Source organism: Vibrio sp. GLN_1, from assembly GCF_043106015.1.
GTDB classification, from domain to species: domain Bacteria; phylum Pseudomonadota; class Gammaproteobacteria; order Enterobacterales; family Vibrionaceae; genus Vibrio; species Vibrio parahaemolyticus.
This window is the reverse complement of the sequence record NZ_JBICMD010000036.1, coordinates 221999-238116: the sequence shown is the minus strand read 5'-3', so window position 1 is coordinate 238116 and position 16118 is coordinate 221999. Positions and strand designations below refer to the sequence as shown.

Annotated in this window: 12 protein-coding genes; 10 read left to right on the top strand and 2 right to left on the bottom strand. The window is 47.3% G+C overall.

The window, feature by feature from the left end:
- Positions 1 to 5 precede the first annotated feature (5 nt).
- The 6 genes from ACF8OV_RS18885 to ACF8OV_RS18860 all read left to right on the top strand — a co-directional run bounded on the left by ACF8OV_RS18885 (position 6) and on the right by ACF8OV_RS18860 (position 7928).
- Positions 6 to 3068 carry an efflux RND transporter permease subunit gene (locus ACF8OV_RS18885; protein ID WP_203504413.1) on the top strand — a complete coding sequence of 1021 codons (3063 nt, stop codon included), beginning with the start codon at positions 6 to 8 and terminating at the stop codon, positions 3066 to 3068.
- Complete coding sequence (locus ACF8OV_RS18880) at positions 3065 to 4567, top strand: efflux transporter outer membrane subunit (RefSeq protein WP_203504411.1); 1503 nt, start codon at positions 3065 to 3067, stop codon at positions 4565 to 4567. Before ACF8OV_RS18885 ends, ACF8OV_RS18880 begins: the two co-directional genes overlap by 4 nt.
- A 184-nt stretch (positions 4568 to 4751) precedes the next feature.
- On the top strand, positions 4752 to 5006 hold the full coding sequence (locus tag ACF8OV_RS18875; protein ID WP_011106259.1) for a hypothetical protein: 255 nt from the start codon (positions 4752 to 4754) through the stop codon (positions 5004 to 5006).
- A 371-nt stretch (positions 5007 to 5377) separates the two neighbouring features.
- The gene (locus ACF8OV_RS18870) at positions 5378 to 6394 is read left to right on the top strand and encodes a GGDEF domain-containing protein (RefSeq protein WP_005479826.1); all 1017 of its coding nucleotides are present in this window, start codon (positions 5378 to 5380) and stop codon (positions 6392 to 6394) included.
- A 65-nt stretch (positions 6395 to 6459) separates the two neighbouring features.
- On the top strand, positions 6460 to 7275 hold the full coding sequence (locus ACF8OV_RS18865) for a helix-turn-helix domain-containing protein (protein WP_005479824.1): 816 nt from the start codon (positions 6460 to 6462) through the stop codon (positions 7273 to 7275).
- Positions 7275 to 7928: a LuxR C-terminal-related transcriptional regulator gene (locus ACF8OV_RS18860; RefSeq protein WP_025508663.1), complete on the top strand. Its 654-nt coding sequence runs from the start codon at positions 7275 to 7277 to the stop codon at positions 7926 to 7928. Before ACF8OV_RS18865 ends, ACF8OV_RS18860 begins: the two co-directional genes overlap by 1 nt.
- A 52-nt stretch (positions 7929 to 7980) precedes the next feature.
- Here the strand turns inward: ACF8OV_RS18860 and ACF8OV_RS18855 are convergent, their stop codons facing one another.
- On the bottom strand, positions 7981 to 10389 hold the full coding sequence (locus tag ACF8OV_RS18855; RefSeq protein WP_203504409.1) for a glycoside hydrolase family 2 protein: 2409 nt from the start codon (positions 10387 to 10389) through the stop codon (positions 7981 to 7983).
- A gap of 304 nt (positions 10390 to 10693) precedes the next feature.
- Here ACF8OV_RS18855 and ACF8OV_RS18850 point away from each other — a divergent pair, with 304 nt between their 5' ends.
- Positions 10694 to 12277: a BCCT family transporter gene (locus ACF8OV_RS18850; RefSeq protein ID WP_317676219.1), complete on the top strand. Its 1584-nt coding sequence runs from the start codon at positions 10694 to 10696 to the stop codon at positions 12275 to 12277.
- Positions 12278 to 12346: 69 nt separating this feature from the next.
- On the opposite strand, the gene ACF8OV_RS18845 is transcribed toward ACF8OV_RS18850, so the two are convergent.
- A complete protein-coding gene (locus ACF8OV_RS18845) occupies positions 12347 to 13075 on the bottom strand; it encodes a UTRA domain-containing protein (protein WP_021452453.1) in 729 nt (242 codons plus the stop codon).
- 209 nt (positions 13076 to 13284) lie between these two features.
- Between ACF8OV_RS18845 and ACF8OV_RS18840 the strand changes: the two genes are divergently transcribed.
- From ACF8OV_RS18840 to ACF8OV_RS18830, 3 genes are read left to right on the top strand one after another with little or no spacing between them, the layout of a single operon-like run.
- Positions 13285 to 14367 (top strand): ABC transporter substrate-binding protein, encoded by a 1083-nt coding sequence (locus ACF8OV_RS18840; RefSeq protein WP_023583961.1) that lies wholly within the window; start codon positions 13285 to 13287, stop codon positions 14365 to 14367.
- 30 nt (positions 14368 to 14397) lie between these two features.
- Positions 14398 to 15222 carry an alkaline phosphatase family protein gene (locus ACF8OV_RS18835; RefSeq protein ID WP_023583960.1) on the top strand — a complete coding sequence of 275 codons (825 nt, stop codon included), beginning with the start codon at positions 14398 to 14400 and terminating at the stop codon, positions 15220 to 15222.
- On the top strand, positions 15219 to 16118 hold the full coding sequence (locus ACF8OV_RS18830; protein WP_203504405.1) for an ABC transporter permease subunit: 900 nt from the start codon (positions 15219 to 15221) through the stop codon (positions 16116 to 16118). Before ACF8OV_RS18835 ends, ACF8OV_RS18830 begins: the two co-directional genes overlap by 4 nt.

Here is a 16118-nt window from a genome sequence, read left to right as displayed (position 1 = left end):
AATCCATGATCAATTTAGCTGAATTCGCGATTCGCCAACGTAAGTTCGTTCTGTTCTTTATCGTATTGAGCGTGATCGCTGGCATCTATTCTTACTTCGACTTAGGCAAGTTGGAAGACCCGAGCTTTACAGTAAAAACTGCGGTAGTCGTGACCCTTTATCCGGGTGCGTCTGCCGAAGAAGTCGAGCACCAAGTCACCGATACCGTGGAAACCAAATTGCAGGAAATGGCGGAGTTGGATCGCTTGCGTTCATTGTCTCGCCCAGGTTTGTCTATGGTCTTTGTTGACCTCAAAGAGAGCCTTAATTCCAAAGCACTTCCGCAGGAATGGGACTTATTGAGACGCAAAGTGGACGATGTAAAACTGCAGCTGCCTTCCAGCGCGCAGATCAGCGTAGTACAAGACGAGTTCTCTGAAGTCTACGGCATGCTTTTCTCTATCCACAGCACAGATGCTGCGCCAGAAGAGTTGCGTCGCTACGCCGAAGAGCTGCAACGCCAAATCAAAGCCGTCGACGGCATCAAAAAGATCGAGCTACACGGCATTCAACCTCGCGTTGTACATATCGATATGCCAGACGAGCGCTTGGCTCAATATGGTTTGTCGATCGCACAAGTTTGGAACCAACTGAGCACACAAAACAGCACGTTCGAAGCGGGAAAATTCGATGCGGGTACAGAGCGTATTCGTATTGCGCAAACCAGTGAGTTTCAGTCTCTAGAAGACATTCGCAATTTAATCATCAATGGTGGCACCGGCGAGTTTGGCTCGGGGTTGATTCGTCTTGGTGACATCGCCGACATCACCATGGGTTATCAAACACCAGCATTGGCAGAAAACCGCTACAACGGAGAGCCCGCTGTGACTTTGGCGGTGAGCCCAGTTCAAGGCATTAACGTGGTGTCACTTGGCGATACGATTCAAGACATCATCGCTAACTACCAGGCAACGCTGCCGCTGGGTGTCGACATCTCGACCGTTGCTTATCAACCTGAAGAAGTACAAAAGTCTATCGACGACTTTGTTGGCAACCTGCTTGAAAGTGTCGCGATTGTTTTTGTGGTGTTGTTGGTCTTCATGGGTTTTAAGAGTGCGACCATCGTTGGCGCAAGCTTGCTCCTGACGATTTTGCTCACGCTTGTATACATGAACATCGCCAGCATCGATTTGCACCGCGTCTCGCTAGGTACGTTTATTCTCGCACTGGGCATGTTGGTGGATAACGCCATTGTGATCACCGATATGATGATCGCCAAGCTCAACAAAGGTATCGAGCGAACTCGCGCCGCGATTGATTCCGTCAAAGAGACCTCCGTGCCACTTTTAGGTGCAACTGTCATCGCGATTATGGGCGCAAGCCCAGTGTTGTTCTCCAAAACCGACTCCGCCGAGTTTGCGAGCTCTGTGTTCTACATTGTGGCGTCGTCACTGTTGCTTTCATGGATCGTCGCGATGACGTTTACGGTATTAATGGCGTGGATGTTCATCAAGTCAAAAGCTAACAACGAAGAGACTAAACCGAGCCGTTATAAACAGTTGGTATTCTGGACGGTGGACAACCCGCGTAAAGCATTAGCCGCTTTGGTTCCGTTGATTTTAGTCACCGCCGTGGCAATCCCGTATGTGGCCGTGAACTTTATTCCTCAGTCGGATCGCTCAATTGTGTTTCTCGATTACTGGCTACCCAATGGTGCCAAGATTGAACAAACCTCGGCAGACATGCGCAAAGTTGAAGAATGGTTGGTCGCACAACCAGAAGTGGAAAGTATCTCTAGCTATGTCGGCACCAGTGCACCTCGCTTCTCGGTAACGGTAGAGCCTGAGCCGCTCGACCCTGCCTACGGGCAGATTCTGATCAACACCAAAGACTACGAGAGCATCAGTCACTTGGTAACGCGTGGCGATGATTGGCTGAAAGAGGCGTTTCCGGATGCCGAACCTCGCTTCCGAGCGCTGAAGCTGGCAACCAAAGATAAGTTCGCGGTTGAGGTGCGTTTTTCTGGTCCGGATGAAACCGTATTACATCAACTAGCGGCGGAAGCGAAAACGATTTTTGCTTCAAACCCTGATGCAAAATACATTCGCGATGATTGGCGCCAAGAAAGCAAAGTGCTCAAGCCGATTCTAAACCAAGACAAAATGCGTCAAGCAGGAATTAACCGCGCCGATTTCGCTTTCGCGCTAAAACGCGCATCAGACGGCATGCCGCTCGGACAAATGAACCTGAATGATGAGCTGATTCCAATTCAGTTACGTGGCACATCGCAAAACATGGCGTCACTAGAAACGCTACCTGTGCGCTCTCTACTTGGCTTTAACAGCGTTCCGCTTGGTCAAGTGGTGGATGGATTCGAACTGGTCACCGAAGAGAGCATGATTTGGCGACGAGACCGCGTGAAAACCATCACGGTTCAAGCGGGTGTGAGCCGAGACTCCACACCAGCGAATGTAAGAAATGCCATTAAAGATCAGGTTGAAGCTATCCAACTTCCGGCGGGTTACAGCATGGAATGGGGAGGCGAATATTACGATGAAGACAAAGCGGTCACCGACATCATGAAGCAGCAACCAAAAGCAATGCTGATCATGGTGATCATTTTAGTCGCGATGTTCAACGGCTTTAAGCAGCCAATCATCATCCTCGCAACGCTACCACTGGCAGCATCAGGGGCTGTGTTTGCTCTGCTTGGATTCGATAAACCATTTGGCTTTATGGCGCTGATCGGAGCTATCACACTAACCGGGATGATCATCAAAAATGGCATCGTACTAATGGATCAAATTGAGCTCGAACGCACAAATGGCAAGAGCTTGTCTGACGCGATCAAAGAAGCCACGGTCAACCGTACTATGGCCATTTCTATGGGTGCGTTAACGACCGCGCTCGGCATGATCCCGCTGCTGTCAGATCTGCTGTTTGACCAAATGGCGGCAACCATCATCGGAGGCTTGGCAGCCGCAACCATATTGTCACTGTTTGTCATGCCTGCGCTGTATCGCCTTGCTTACAAAGAAAAAGCACCATCCACACAAACCAACGCTGAGCTAGAGGAGGCGTCATCGTGAAAAAATTCATTCTAACGCCTGTCGTTCTAGCCCTAAGTTTAGCGGGCTGTGCAGTGGGGCCAGACTACCAAGCACCGACCACCAGCATGGCAGAAACCTACTTGAACGCCGAAAATGCAGGGTTGAGTACCGATTCACAACACGTTGAGTTTTGGTGGACTAAGTTTCACGATCCGGTGTTGAATCAAATGGTTCAAGACATGCAGAGCCAAAACATTCCGCTGAAAGTGGCGGCCGAGCGGGTGAAAATGGCCAACAACTATAAAACCATGGTGGAGTCATTCAAGGTACCGACAATTAATCTCGGTGCGGGTTACATGAACTATCAGTTCAGTAAAAATGACTCTTCACTCGGTCCGATATTGAATCCACTCAGTGATTCCGTGTCGGGTCTGCCACCTCAAATTGGTAACGTCACCCTAATGGATAATCAGCACGATGGCGTATTTGCAGGCGCGAGTATAGCTTGGGAGGCTGATCTGTTTGGGCGCATCGACCGCCAAGCGAACGCGGCGCAAATTCGTCTCGAACAAGCTCAGATCTATCAAAGCGGCTTGAACACGGTGATCACAGCGGATTTGATTCACAACTACTTGCAATACCAAGGCGCGAGTGAGCGCCTTGAATTGGCAAAGTCGAACTTAGAAGATCAACGACGCACACTCGACCTCGTCGGAAAATTCGTGCGCAGCGGCTACGGTTCTGATCTCGATTTAGCCCAAGCAAAGGCCACGCTTGCGGCGATGGAATCGCTCGTTCCGCAGTTAGAAATTGCACAACAAGCGCACAAACATCGTTTAGCAGTATTGCTTGGTGAGCCGCTAACGCAAGTCGAAATCCGCCTATCTAAGCAGCATAGTGTACCTGTCATGCAGGACATGGTGCCGGTCGGTTTACCTTCCGATCTGTTGAAACGTCGTACCGATATCCGCTTAGCAGAGCGCGAAATGGCCGCGCTCAATGAAGAGTTAGCAGCAAGCGTTGCTGATCAATATCCGAAGTTCTTTTTGACAGGCGCTCCGGGGTTGTCGGCGTCAAGCTTTGACGATCTTTTCAGTAGCGATTCTTTCGGTTGGATGGGCGCGGCAGGCGTAAGCTGGAACTTGTTCGATGGGGGTCGTGGCGAGGCAATTGAAGCCATTAACCAAGCGCGTTTTGATTCGGCGACATTGTCTTATCAACATACGGTAGAGGCGGCTTTGGCAGAAACAGAATCCTCGCTGTTTACTTATGGCCGCAGCCAAGAAAATCAGCGCCGAATCGATGATGCATTGAAAGCCACCAATAACGCCGTCAACAAAGCCAAGTCACTGTACCGAGCAGGCTTGATTGATCACTTATCGGTTTTAGATGCGCAACGTCAGCAACGCATGATGCAAGATCAGCAAGTCGCGGCAAAGTTGCAAACCGCACAAGCTACGATTGCGCTCTACAAATCACTTGGTGGTGATTGGACGCTACAACCAGAAGCACAACCCGAAACGAATGCCAAAGGTTAGGTTTCTTACAAGCCTCACACCTTTGCATCATAACGGATGCCGTTAAATCGGTTAAAAAGAGGCCACTTAGATGGCCTCTTAGTTTGTGAGGCAAATATTTCTACCACCTATACCCTCTCTCGGTTGTATAATGCCGGCTCTGAAATATTTTGTTACGTTACTTCGGTAACCCCTGGATTACAACATGAACAATAGCAGATGGGTCGGCTTGCTCGGCGGCACGATCGTTTTACTTTGCACATTTCTCCTCTTCGGATCTTCCGTTCATGCTGATTGGTACATGATGCCTGCAGAAGCAGTGAACGGCATCGCATTTACACTGGCTTTCGGGCTAGGGCTGAATAGCATTTTTGCCTACGTCACAGCATTCATTACGCTCGCTGCGTTATTCTACATTGGCTATGTTGTTGGCTACCGCGTTCATCAAAAGCTTAGGTAGAAATCTTAACTTTAAGACCATTTATCTCAACCTACCTAACACTTAAGTTTTAGCTTTTATTCAATAAATTGGCTTTTAACCTACTTTTTATGCGGACATATTGAGATCGGAGCATTTTCCCGAAAACCGTATAGTTTTATGCCATGCTGCCTCATAGAATAGTTTATAAAAACGGCAGTAGGTATCGAGCAACTTTATGAAATGCAGTGTCGCATGCAGACGAGAACAACGCCCGAGAAAGCATATGCGCCCAGCATTTCCCAACCTAAGCGGCGCACTTTCTGTGTTTCTCCCGTCCTCCATTCACACTCAGCCCATACAGACTTCTCTCCCTGACTGCCCATTATTTGCTGTTCCTAAGAGACATAACGATGGACAGAACGCAGTTCACCAAAATTTTTACGCGCTACTACATGCGCTCTACAAGTTTGGGGATTATTTTTACCCTATTCGCTTGTGCAATCAGAGGGGTTAATCTTGTTGTATACCTTCCTTACGTATTATCCGCGAGCACTTGTTTTACTTACCTTTGGGCAAGTCGAACTTTCACGCTCGAGCAAAAACATCAATCTGTCGTCATTGCCCTAATCCTCGGTTACACCCTCACTTTTTACCTGTACTTTTTCTTAGGCGGACATTTTCTTTTTTCGTCGTTGGTGACGATCAACCTACTCTTGACTATGGTTGAGTTCGGTGTTTTTTGGTCGTTCTTTACGTACGCCTTATCAATGACTTTTTGCTTTTACATTGATTTGATAACGGCAGGGAATGACCCTTTTAAACTCCACGCTTTAAAAGAATTTTTCATTCAAAGTACGTTTTTATTTTTGTTCAACCTGTTTATTTACAAAGGACTACGCTCTATCGAGTGTTATTGGCATGGCATTTGGCAAAAACAATATGAACAGGTGGAAAAGCTTGAACGATTGCTCGAAATCGACGAGCTCACTGGGTGCTATTCCCGCTTTAAAGGCAATCAACTGATCGAACAACAGATTCAACGTGCCCAACCGTTTACTCTGTTGTACATCGATCTTGATGGCTTTAAAGCCGTGAATGATGAATTTGGTCACGACGCCGGAGATAAGGTGTTGCAGATCACTGCCCAACGTATTTTGCATCTGTTAGACGACGGCCAGTTCGCGACACGCATCGGAGGCGATGAGTTTATTCTGTGCCTGCCAAACATCGAAGACACCAAGGAGTTAGAACAATTTCAGTCTTTGCTGCATCACGCATGCAGTGCACCCATTTTTATCCATTTTCAAAACGTTCACATCGGTTTAAGTGTTGGTATGGCTCGCTTTCCTCATGAAGGAAGCTGTAGCGATTCCTTAATTCAACATGCTGACCAAATGATGTACCTCACTAAAAGATCAAGAACATAAAGTTTTGGCTCGGTCCGAGCCGCTGAGAAGCACTCAAAAATATAATAATTTCAGGACGTAGATATATGGTTAGTAAGTTAGAATTTTCGCATGCAGTGGCTGCTATTCGAAAGGAAAGGGGGTTAACTCAAGGCCAATTAGCGGATGAGCTAGCCCGAAGTTACAGCGCTTTTGAAAGCTTAAATCAACCCACATTAAGCCAGTGGGAAAGCGGTAAAGTAACGCCCAGTTTGCTCAAGCGGCTTGCTTTCGCTCACTACATCGGCAAGCAGTATCAATACACCTCCAGCGAATACAAACGGGTCAAAGCTTCACAAAGCAAAAGCATCTATTTGAGCTTTAAAGACATTGTTTACGAATACCGTGTAACCGATGTGAAAAATTGCGCCCTTAGCCAAATCAGTTTGACGGAATATGAGCAAATTAACGCCGTACACAAACAACTGATCACGCCCGGCGGAATAGAAGATACGCTCAATCAATTCAATGAATCCCCCAGCAAGGCCCGCCTCTACTACTGTGAAGGCATGTTGGTTGGCCATTTGATTTATCAAGAGCTGAGGTCTGAATTTAGGATTCTCAGCTTTTGGCATTTAGGGCGCTCGATACTGAAGTACTTAGTCACCGACATTCTCCAAGTCATGGGAAATACGATCATCCATTTCCCGGTTCATGAGCCCGTGATTAAACAACTTCTCTTCGACATTTTTATTCGGGACTTCTATCAACATCGGCGAGTTACGTTCTTTAGAGCCCCCGCCACACAAATCTTCGGAAACCCCATGGTGAAATATTGCTTTGATGGGCTGTTAGACCTGGTGCTCTATCGCTTTCATCAAGTAGGAAATGAGTTTATGCAGTCTCGACAGGAGGTTCATTGATGATGAATACCAACACAACCTACAACACCGTCTTATTGTTCACCTTCAACAACATTCAAGGTCGCGGCTTGCAAACCGCTATTGAACAGAACCTAGAAAAACCCGTACTTTTAACCCAAGGCGCTGACGTCAATTTCCCTAGCACCCGCGATGAACACTATATAGCGATAGTCGATAGTTCTCTCCCTGAATTGCCAGAGGTCAAACAAACTCTCAGTGAGTTAGAGCACGTAGATGCGACTGTATTGGTCAACGCAGAACCGAATCTGAGGATCGAGAGCTTACTCACTTGGTCAAACTTGAAAGGTTTGTTCTATTTTGAGGATGATTTCGACAAGGTAATGATGGGGCTAAAAGGCATTTTGAACGGAGAGAATTGGCTCTCTCGCGATATTCTCAATCAACTGATTGGCCACCTATTGAGCCTAAACAATACCGTCGGTGAGCTAGAAACGAAACTCGAAATGGAACTGACCCGTCGTGAGATGCAAGTGCTCTCTGCACTGTGTCAGGGTGGCTCAAACCTTGATATTGCCGATTCGCTCTTTGTCAGTGAGCACACGGTGAAATCGCACCTCTATAGTATTTTCCGTAAGCTCGAAGTCAAAAACCGCATGCAGGCCATTACGTGGGCAAAACGTAATTTGCTCTAGTGTGAAACAACAAAGGGAGCATGGAAGCCCCCTTTCAACGTTGAGTTTGTGTTTACTGCATCAAATGGTAAACCCGTAATGATGCCGACATTGCGGCCAGATCGTCTCCCAAAAACTCAATCGTTACAGGTTGGTTCGCCAGAAGAGTGAGGCTGGAATCACTAAAACGACCTTGCGTATCACACTCCACATGCACAAAGAAAGCAGGCTTATCCGCAACCAATGTAATTTGGCTGCTCTCAATCGAGACATCAATATTGGCTTTCGCCATCGGTAAAGTTTTCAGCTCATGAGTGCAAAACCATGTGTTGCTTATTCTGTCTTCACCGATTTGCGCTTCAACGTAGAAGAAGCCTGACGTAAGTTCATCCTTCTCAAACGATTCATCCAATTGCCACAAAATCGTATTACTGTCTGCTATGACCGTCTGTTCTAAGCTCCAACATTGCTTTTCTTCCCCTTGCCAATCTACCCACTTGAGCTGTGCACTGACGCTTGCGGGATCTTTGGCATCATTGAGCAAATGCAGGCTCAACTTGCCTGTATGCTCGGAAAATACCAAATACTGCGGCGCAAAAAATCGCTTCGCATGGTAGTGCAACTGCTTCCAACGGCCGCTGTACTCCAAGCTTGACCACGAACTGACGGGCCAGTTGTCATTGAGCTGCCAATACAGCATACCTCGACAAATTGGAGAAATCGCACGCCAGTGATCACACGCGGTTTTGATGGCCATCGCTTGTTGCACCTGGCTCAAATACAACATCTGCTCAAAGCCCGATGGAAAACGGAAGTAACGAGTAAACATCTCAGTGATGATGCTGTTACCACGTGGATTCTTTTGGTGTTGCTCGAACGTTGGTGAAGTGATGTTCCAGTCTCGCTCGGGTACAAACTGCTTCACCTCCGCGAAAGATGGCCAAGATTGGAAGCCAAATTCAGAGCAAAAACGCGGGTTAATGTTTAGATACGCGCTAAATGATTTACCCGAATGCCATACATCCCAAAAGTGCATGTCGCCTTTACTATCGTCGTGCCATGCGTCACCAAAATCCAACTCGCCATTGCAGGGAGAGCTCGGCCAAAAGCGGCGCGAATCATCTTGCTGAGTAATCACTTGTTCAATCATGCGATTGAGGCGGTCATAATTGACGGTGTATTTCACTTTGTTGTGCTTAGATTCGTCATACCAACCAATGGCACCAATTACTTCGTTATCGCCACACCAAAGTGCAATGGAAGGATGCGCTTTAAGACGCGGAATTTGGAATCGAAGTTCTTCTTCTACGTCTCTTAAAAACTCGTCGTTTGATGGGTACAACGAGCAGGCGAACATCATGTCTTGCCACACCAGCAAACCGAGTTCATCGCAAAGGTTATAAAAGGTTTCACTCTCGTACTGACCGCCGCCCCACACTCGAATCATGTTCATGTTGGCATCAACCGCACTTTGCAGTAGGTCTCGATAGCGGCGTTCACATTCTCGCCCCGGCATCGCATCGACAGGAATCCAGTTCGCACCTTTGGCATTAATAGGCGTGCCATTGACGATAAATTCCATCGCAGAGCCATGTTCATCTGCCTGACTATTTAAGCTCAACTGACGAAGTCCAATCTTGCGCGACAGCGTTTGCTCACCACAACCAACAGAAATGGTGTACAAATGCGCATCGCCGTAACCTGCTGGCCACCAGAGTTGCGGCTTTTGAACATGGAACTGACAGTGATAGTGACCACTTCCTTCGGTTTGAATAAATTGAACTTCGCCATCAAATTCCACGGTAACATGATGGCTTTGGTTGCCGGTTTGCACTTCCACCAGCGCGTCTAAAATCACACTGCCATCGGCTTGCCATTGTTGCTCGGTTGAGACATTTTTTAACCAAATGTCGGTCACTACATCTATTTGGATTGGGTCGTAAATTCCCGATACCATCAAACAAATGCCCCAATCCCATCCGGAATGGCATTGTGTTTTGCGGATCAAATTCATGTGTGGAATTTGGTTGTTGCCCATTGCCGATGGAATAGGAAATGGCAGTTTTTTTGCTCTTGCGATACCTTCTAAATCCACCCGAGCAAACTCAACCCGAATTGTGTTAGTACCTTGTTTTAAATACGGTTTAATATCCACACGTTGCTGGGCAAACATATTGCTGCTAGTTAGTACTCGCTCACCATTGATAAAGAACTGAGCCAAAGTGTCAACGCGAGTCAGCGTCATCCAAATATGAGAAGCGCGCAGCGTGGAATCGCCCACTTCAAACTGTCGTTCAATATGCCAATCACACGCTTCGATCCAGCGGACTTTGGCTTCGTTGTCAGCAAAGTAAGGATTGGGGATGAGCTCTGCTTGCAATAATGCCGAGACATTATCGCCGGGTAAATTCATAGGAATATCGATATCTGAACGCTGTGGTGAGGTAAGTTGCCACGTCCCGTTGAGTTCAATTTGAGCCATAGGGTAAGACCTTTAATTTTTATTAGAACAGGTTGGCTCAATGTAATTCTGATGAGTCCCTACAAGAATAAGGGGAATGTCATTTACAAACGAAATGCGGCGCACTTCACGCTAAAATTTCAGTCAAAATCTCTGCAAAAAAATCAGAGGCTTGGCTAAAGTGTTAAAAATTAATCTAAATCTACGGTTATATTCGCTATCTCGACATGTTACCATCAGCGGCTTTTTGAACATCCTCACACTTTTCATCGACTTGATGTGAGGGGAAATGCACGGCTTCCGAGCCCTAAAAAGCGAAGTAATTATGTCAAATATGACGAATGCCGCCCCCCATACTCCTATTCAGGAAGCAGACTATTCTGCCATTCATCCCCCTTCCCTACTGAAACGCCTCGAACTCACCAATCCAGTATTCTGGTTGAGTGGTAGCTTCCTCAGTTTGTTCGTTCTGCTTGCATTGACGAACACCGAATCTCTAACCGCAATGGTTAACGCAGGCTTTGGGTTTGCGACAAAATATTTCGGAGCTTACTGGCAAGTATTGCTTCTTCTCAATTTCCTTATCGGTTTGGCTCTCGCGTTTGGTCGTACAGGGTATGTACGTTTGGGCGGCTTAGCGAAACCAGACATCGACACATTTAAATGGCTGTCGATTGTACTGTGCACCCTACTCGCTGGTGGTGGTGTTTTTTGGGCTGCTGCCGAGCCAATTGCTCACTTTGTTACAGCGCCACCTTTGTATGCTGAAGCTTCACCAAAAACTTCTGCAATCAATGCATTATCTCAGTCGTTTATGCACTGGGGATTTTTGGCTTGGGCGATTCTCGGTTGCCTTTCTTCCATCGTATTGATGCACCTGCACTACGACAAAGGCTTGCCACTTAAACCACGCACGTTGCTTTACCCAATCTTTGGCGACAAAGCGATTCATGGCTGGATTGGTAACCTGGCGGATGCGTGCAGCATCATCGCCGTTGCCGCTGGCACTATCGGCCCTATTGGCTTTCTTGGTTTGCAAATCAGCTACGCGCTGAACTCATTATTTAGTTTCCCAGATAACTTCATTACCCAAAGCATGGTGATTGTCGCTGCCATCGTTATGTACACGCTTTCGGCGCTAAGTGGCGTAAGCAAAGGCATCCAACTTGTGAGCCGTTACAACATCATCCTGTCGGTACTGCTGATCGGTTACATCCTGTTCTTTGGCCCAACGAGCTTTATTATTGATGGCTATGTGCAAGGCGTAGGCCGCATGGTGGATAACTTCTTCCCGATGGCGCTTTATCGCGGTGACACTGGCTGGTTAAGCTGGTGGACGGTGTTCTTCTGGGGTTGGTTTATTGGTTACGGGCCAATGATGGCAATCTTCATCGCACGTATTTCGCGTGGCCGTACAATTCGCCAATTGATTTTGTCCATCAGTATTGCTGCGCCGCTGATCACCTGTTTTTGGTTCAGCATCGTGGGCGGTAGCGGTTTAGCATTCGAGCTCGCGAATCCGGGATTGATCTCTTCGGCTTTTGAAGGCTTCAACCTTCCAGCCGTATTGCTTGCAATCACTGGTGAACTGCCATTTCCAATGATCATTTCCGTGCTGTTCTTGATTTTGACCACCACCTTCATCGTTACGACTGGAGACTCGATGACCTACACCATCAGTGTAGTAATGACGGGTTCTGCCGAGCCAAACGCAGTGATTCGCTCGTTTTGGGGATTGATGATGGGCGTTGTGGCTATCGCGCTGATTTCTATGGGTTCTGGCGGCATCACTGCGCTGCAATCCTTCATTGTGATTACCGCAGTTCCTGTATCTTTCATTTTGCTACCTAGTATTTTGAAAGCACCGAGCATTGCCAATCAAATGGCGAAGGATCAAGGTTTGGTTTAAGTCTGGTTTAGATACCCAACCCCATAAAATGCAAAGAGCCCTTAATTGGGCTCTTTTTAATTCTGCTGTTTATCCCACGCTGTCTATGCGAATCATCACCGCGTCAGGTCGCCAGTATTCCAACTCGCAATCCATTAGCTCGCCGTCTTGCTTGTAGTTCACGCGACATATTTTCAGTACAGGTTGTCCTTCAGCCAGATTCAATGCTTTAGCCACATGTGCTGGTGCTGACGTTGGAATGACATCGAATCGAGAACGCATTGTTTCGTAGCCATATTTCTCACGGTAAATGCCCGTCAGCGACATAGTCAGATTCTCTGCCAAAATACCATCGAACAAACTCGCTTTTAGCACGTTTTCAACAAACAGCACGGCTCGCCCATCAATACAACGCAAACGCTCAATGATGTGGATTGGCGTCATCTGCTCGATATCAAGCGCTTTTGCGTAATCCCCTGCCGCCATTTCACTGCGCACGCTGATCAGTTGGGTGGCTGCAATCCGATGCTGCTCACGAATCATTTGATGAAAGTGAGAACGCGACAACGGGTTGTAGCAGATTCGCTCAGGAGACACGTACCAACCACGGCGTTCTTCTCGATAAATCAGTCCTTCGGTTTCCAACGAGACTAACGCATCTTTAATCGTGATTCGGGTGGTAGAAAACAGCTCACTTAACTCTCTTTCTGAAGGCAGTTTTTGCCCTTGAGAAACCACGCCAGAGTGAATTTGCTGTCTCAAGCTGGTTTTAATTTTTCCTAACTGCGTCCCTAACTGGCCCGCACCTGTTGCTTTCATTCTGACCTAGTCCAATAGATATTTTCTCAACAACATAAGCGGCTTAAGTAACAGAAATATGACAAGTCAAACTGCTCACTTCTTCATCAAATGAAATACAAACGCCACAGAAGTGAATCATAACTGTCAAATTATCTGCACCAAACCGTCACATTCCCCCCATAGGATAAAAAGCGAACTTACTGACCTAGTCCAGAAGGATAGAGACAATGAAAACTTTGCTTAGCCGTTCCACTGCCGTGCCTGCCAAACTGCTTGCAGCCACCGCAATTACAGCAACATTATCGGCGCCTGCTTTTTCAGCGAATGCCAATGTAGAATCCCTAGTAAAAGCCGCTCAAAAAGAAGGCTCGGTTTACAGTGTGGGCATGCCAGACAGTTGGGCAAACTGGAAAGACACGTGGGCTGATTTGCAATCAAACTACGGTTTGAAACATCAAGACACTGACATGAGCTCTGCACAAGAAATCGCGAAATTCGAAGCAGAGAAGAAAAATGCGACCGCAGATATCGGTGACGTCGGTTTTGCATTTGCGCGAGTTGCCGTGAAAAAAGGCGTAACTCAACCGTATAAACCGACCACTTGGAATGACATTCCCGATTGGGCGAAAGATAAAGATGGCCATTGGGCGCTGGCATACACTGGCACTATCTCTTTTATCTCAAACAACAACCTAGTCAAAGACGCACCAAAAACTTGGGGTGACTTACTCAAAGGTGACTACAAAGTGACGGTTGGAGACGTAGGCGTTGCGGCGCAAGCGAACAACGCGGTTTTGGCAGCCGCTTTTGCCAACGGTGGTGACGAATCGAACCTTAAACCAGCAATCAAGTTCTTTGCTGAACTGGCGAAACAAGGTCGCTTGTCATTTACCGATCCGAACATCGCCAACCTAGAAAAAGGCGAAGTTGAAGTGGCGATCATGTGGGACTTCAACGCGCTGAACTACCGCGACAAGATTGACCGCGAGCGCTTTACTGTCACGATTCCACAAGATGGTTCCGTGATTTCTGGTTACACAACCATCATCAACAAATACGCGAAAAATCCAAACGCAGCCAAATTGGCTCGTGAGTACATCTTTAGTGACCAAGGCCAAATCAACCTAGCAGAAGGTTACGCACGTCCAATTCGCACCAGTATTACTCTGCCAAAATCTGTGCAAGACAAGCTGATTGCAAATGACCAGTACAGCAACGTTCACCCAGTGACCGACTTCTCTGCATGGGAAAAATCAGCACGTAAGCTGCCACGTCAATGGCAAGAAAGTGTGTTGATTCACCAACAGTAACCTCCCTCCAAGAAGTATTGAGAATTTATCATGAGCAATAAGGTTATCCTTGTTGTTCTAGATGGACTGAACTATCAGGTAGCCCGCAATTGTATGGGCTACCTAAACGGTCTACTAGAACATGGTCATTCACGACCAGAAATGCGCGCCACGCTTTACCCCGTGCAATGTGAACTCCCTTCAATGTCGCGTCCACTGTATGAGTGCATTTTAACTGGGGTTCGCCCCGTAGAAAGCGGCATTGTGAACAACAATATCGTTCGTCTGTCGAATCATGATTCCATCTTTAGTTTGGCAAAATCGCAAGGCAAAGTGACGGCGGCGGCGGCTTACCACTGGGTGAGCGAGCTCTATAACCGCGCCCCATTTGAGCCGATTCGCGATCGTTTTACGAACGATGAAACAATGAATATTCAGCACGGCTGTTTCTATCATTGGGATCATTATCCTGATGAAGCGCTTTTCATAGACGCTGAACATTTGCGTCGCACTCACCAGCCTGATTTTTTGCTGATCCACCCAATGAACATTGATGACATGGGTCACAAGCACGGATTGGATTCTCGCCAATACCGCAACTCAGCACGTGGTGCAGACATCATTCTCTCCAATTACATCGTGCAATGGTTGGCCGATAGCTATCAGATCATCGTCACCAGTGACCATGGCATGAACAACGATCTTTCTCACGGCGGTATTCTCCCTGAAGAGCGTGAAGTTCCGATGTTTGTGATTGGCGACAAGTTCACACATCAAGAGTGTCACGTTAAGCAAACCGAGATTTGTGGCACGGTTTGTCAGTTGTTAAACCTTGACCACAATAAACCTTACACGCAAGCGTTGTTAGCACTATGAGCAGTTCTGTTTTATCACCAAGCGCGAGCCGCACGGCGAAACCAACAACGAGCGTTTGGCTCAAGCGCATCAAACCCGCAATCTGGCTGGTTCCCTTTGTGCTTTTTTTCTACCTATTTCAACTCGCGCCCATGATTTGGGTGCTGTTTAACAGCTTTATCTACGATGGAGAGTTCGCTCTTGATAACTACATCGAAGTACTCGATTCTGCGTTCATGCTGCAAGCATTCGGAAACAGTTTATGGCTGTCCGTTTGGTCGAGTATTTTCGGACTCGCCATCGCGACGCTGTTGGTTTCTTCCTTACGCCGAGTAGACAGTAAGCTAAAAGACGCCGTGATTGCCTTCACCAACATGAGCAGCAACTTTGCAGGCGTACCTCTGTCGTTTGCCTTCATCATCATCTTAGGCACAAACGGCGCGATTACGTTGTTGCTCAAGCAATATGGTTTGCTCAGTGATTTTGACTTGTACGGCAAATGGGGCTTGCTGGCGATTTACATCTACTTCCAAATCCCACTGGCGGTTTTACTGCTTTATCCCGCTTTTGATGCGCTGAGCGATGATTGGCAAGCGGCGGCTGCACTGTTGGGGGCAAGAACTTCGCATTATTGGGCGAAAGTGGCTTTGCCTGTGCTTTCTCCTGCCCTGTTTGGCACTTTCATTATTTTGATCGCCAATGCGATCGGCGCGTATGCCAGCGTCTATGCGCTCACTTCTGGTAACTACAACGTCATTACCATTCGTATAGCTAGTTTGGTGTCTGGTGATTTGTTCCTAGAGCCAAATTTAGCAGCCGCCATCTCGGTCATCTTAATGGCGCTGTTGGCGTTTATTACGGTGATTAACCAGTGGCTGATTGCCAAAAGTTACGCAGCTAAAAAAAGCAGGAAGTAA

What these genes read in the sequence shown, in the direction of transcription:
- ACF8OV_RS18865 (WP_005479824.1), top strand. Translation starts at nt 6,460, where the DNA reads ATGGTTAGTAAGTTAGAATTTTCGCATGCAGTGGCTGCTATTCGAAAG.
- ACF8OV_RS18860 (WP_025508663.1), top strand. Translation starts at nt 7,275, where the DNA reads ATGATGAATACCAACACAACCTACAACACCGTCTTATTGTTCACCTTC.
- ACF8OV_RS18885 (WP_203504413.1), top strand. Translation starts at nt 6, where the DNA reads ATGATCAATTTAGCTGAATTCGCGATTCGCCAACGTAAGTTCGTTCTG.
- ACF8OV_RS18835 (WP_023583960.1), top strand. Translation starts at nt 14,398, where the DNA reads ATGAGCAATAAGGTTATCCTTGTTGTTCTAGATGGACTGAACTATCAG.
- ACF8OV_RS18840 (WP_023583961.1), top strand. Translation starts at nt 13,285, where the DNA reads ATGAAAACTTTGCTTAGCCGTTCCACTGCCGTGCCTGCCAAACTGCTT.
- ACF8OV_RS18845 (WP_021452453.1), bottom strand. Translation starts at nt 13,075, where the DNA reads ATGAAAGCAACAGGTGCGGGCCAGTTAGGGACGCAGTTAGGAAAAATT.
- ACF8OV_RS18870 (WP_005479826.1), top strand. Translation starts at nt 5,378, where the DNA reads ATGGACAGAACGCAGTTCACCAAAATTTTTACGCGCTACTACATGCGC.
- ACF8OV_RS18850 (WP_317676219.1), top strand. Translation starts at nt 10,694, where the DNA reads ATGTCAAATATGACGAATGCCGCCCCCCATACTCCTATTCAGGAAGCA.
- ACF8OV_RS18875 (WP_011106259.1), top strand. Translation starts at nt 4,752, where the DNA reads ATGAACAATAGCAGATGGGTCGGCTTGCTCGGCGGCACGATCGTTTTA.
- ACF8OV_RS18855 (WP_203504409.1), bottom strand. Translation starts at nt 10,389, where the DNA reads ATGGCTCAAATTGAACTCAACGGGACGTGGCAACTTACCTCACCACAG.
- ACF8OV_RS18830 (WP_203504405.1), top strand. Translation starts at nt 15,219, where the DNA reads ATGAGCAGTTCTGTTTTATCACCAAGCGCGAGCCGCACGGCGAAACCA.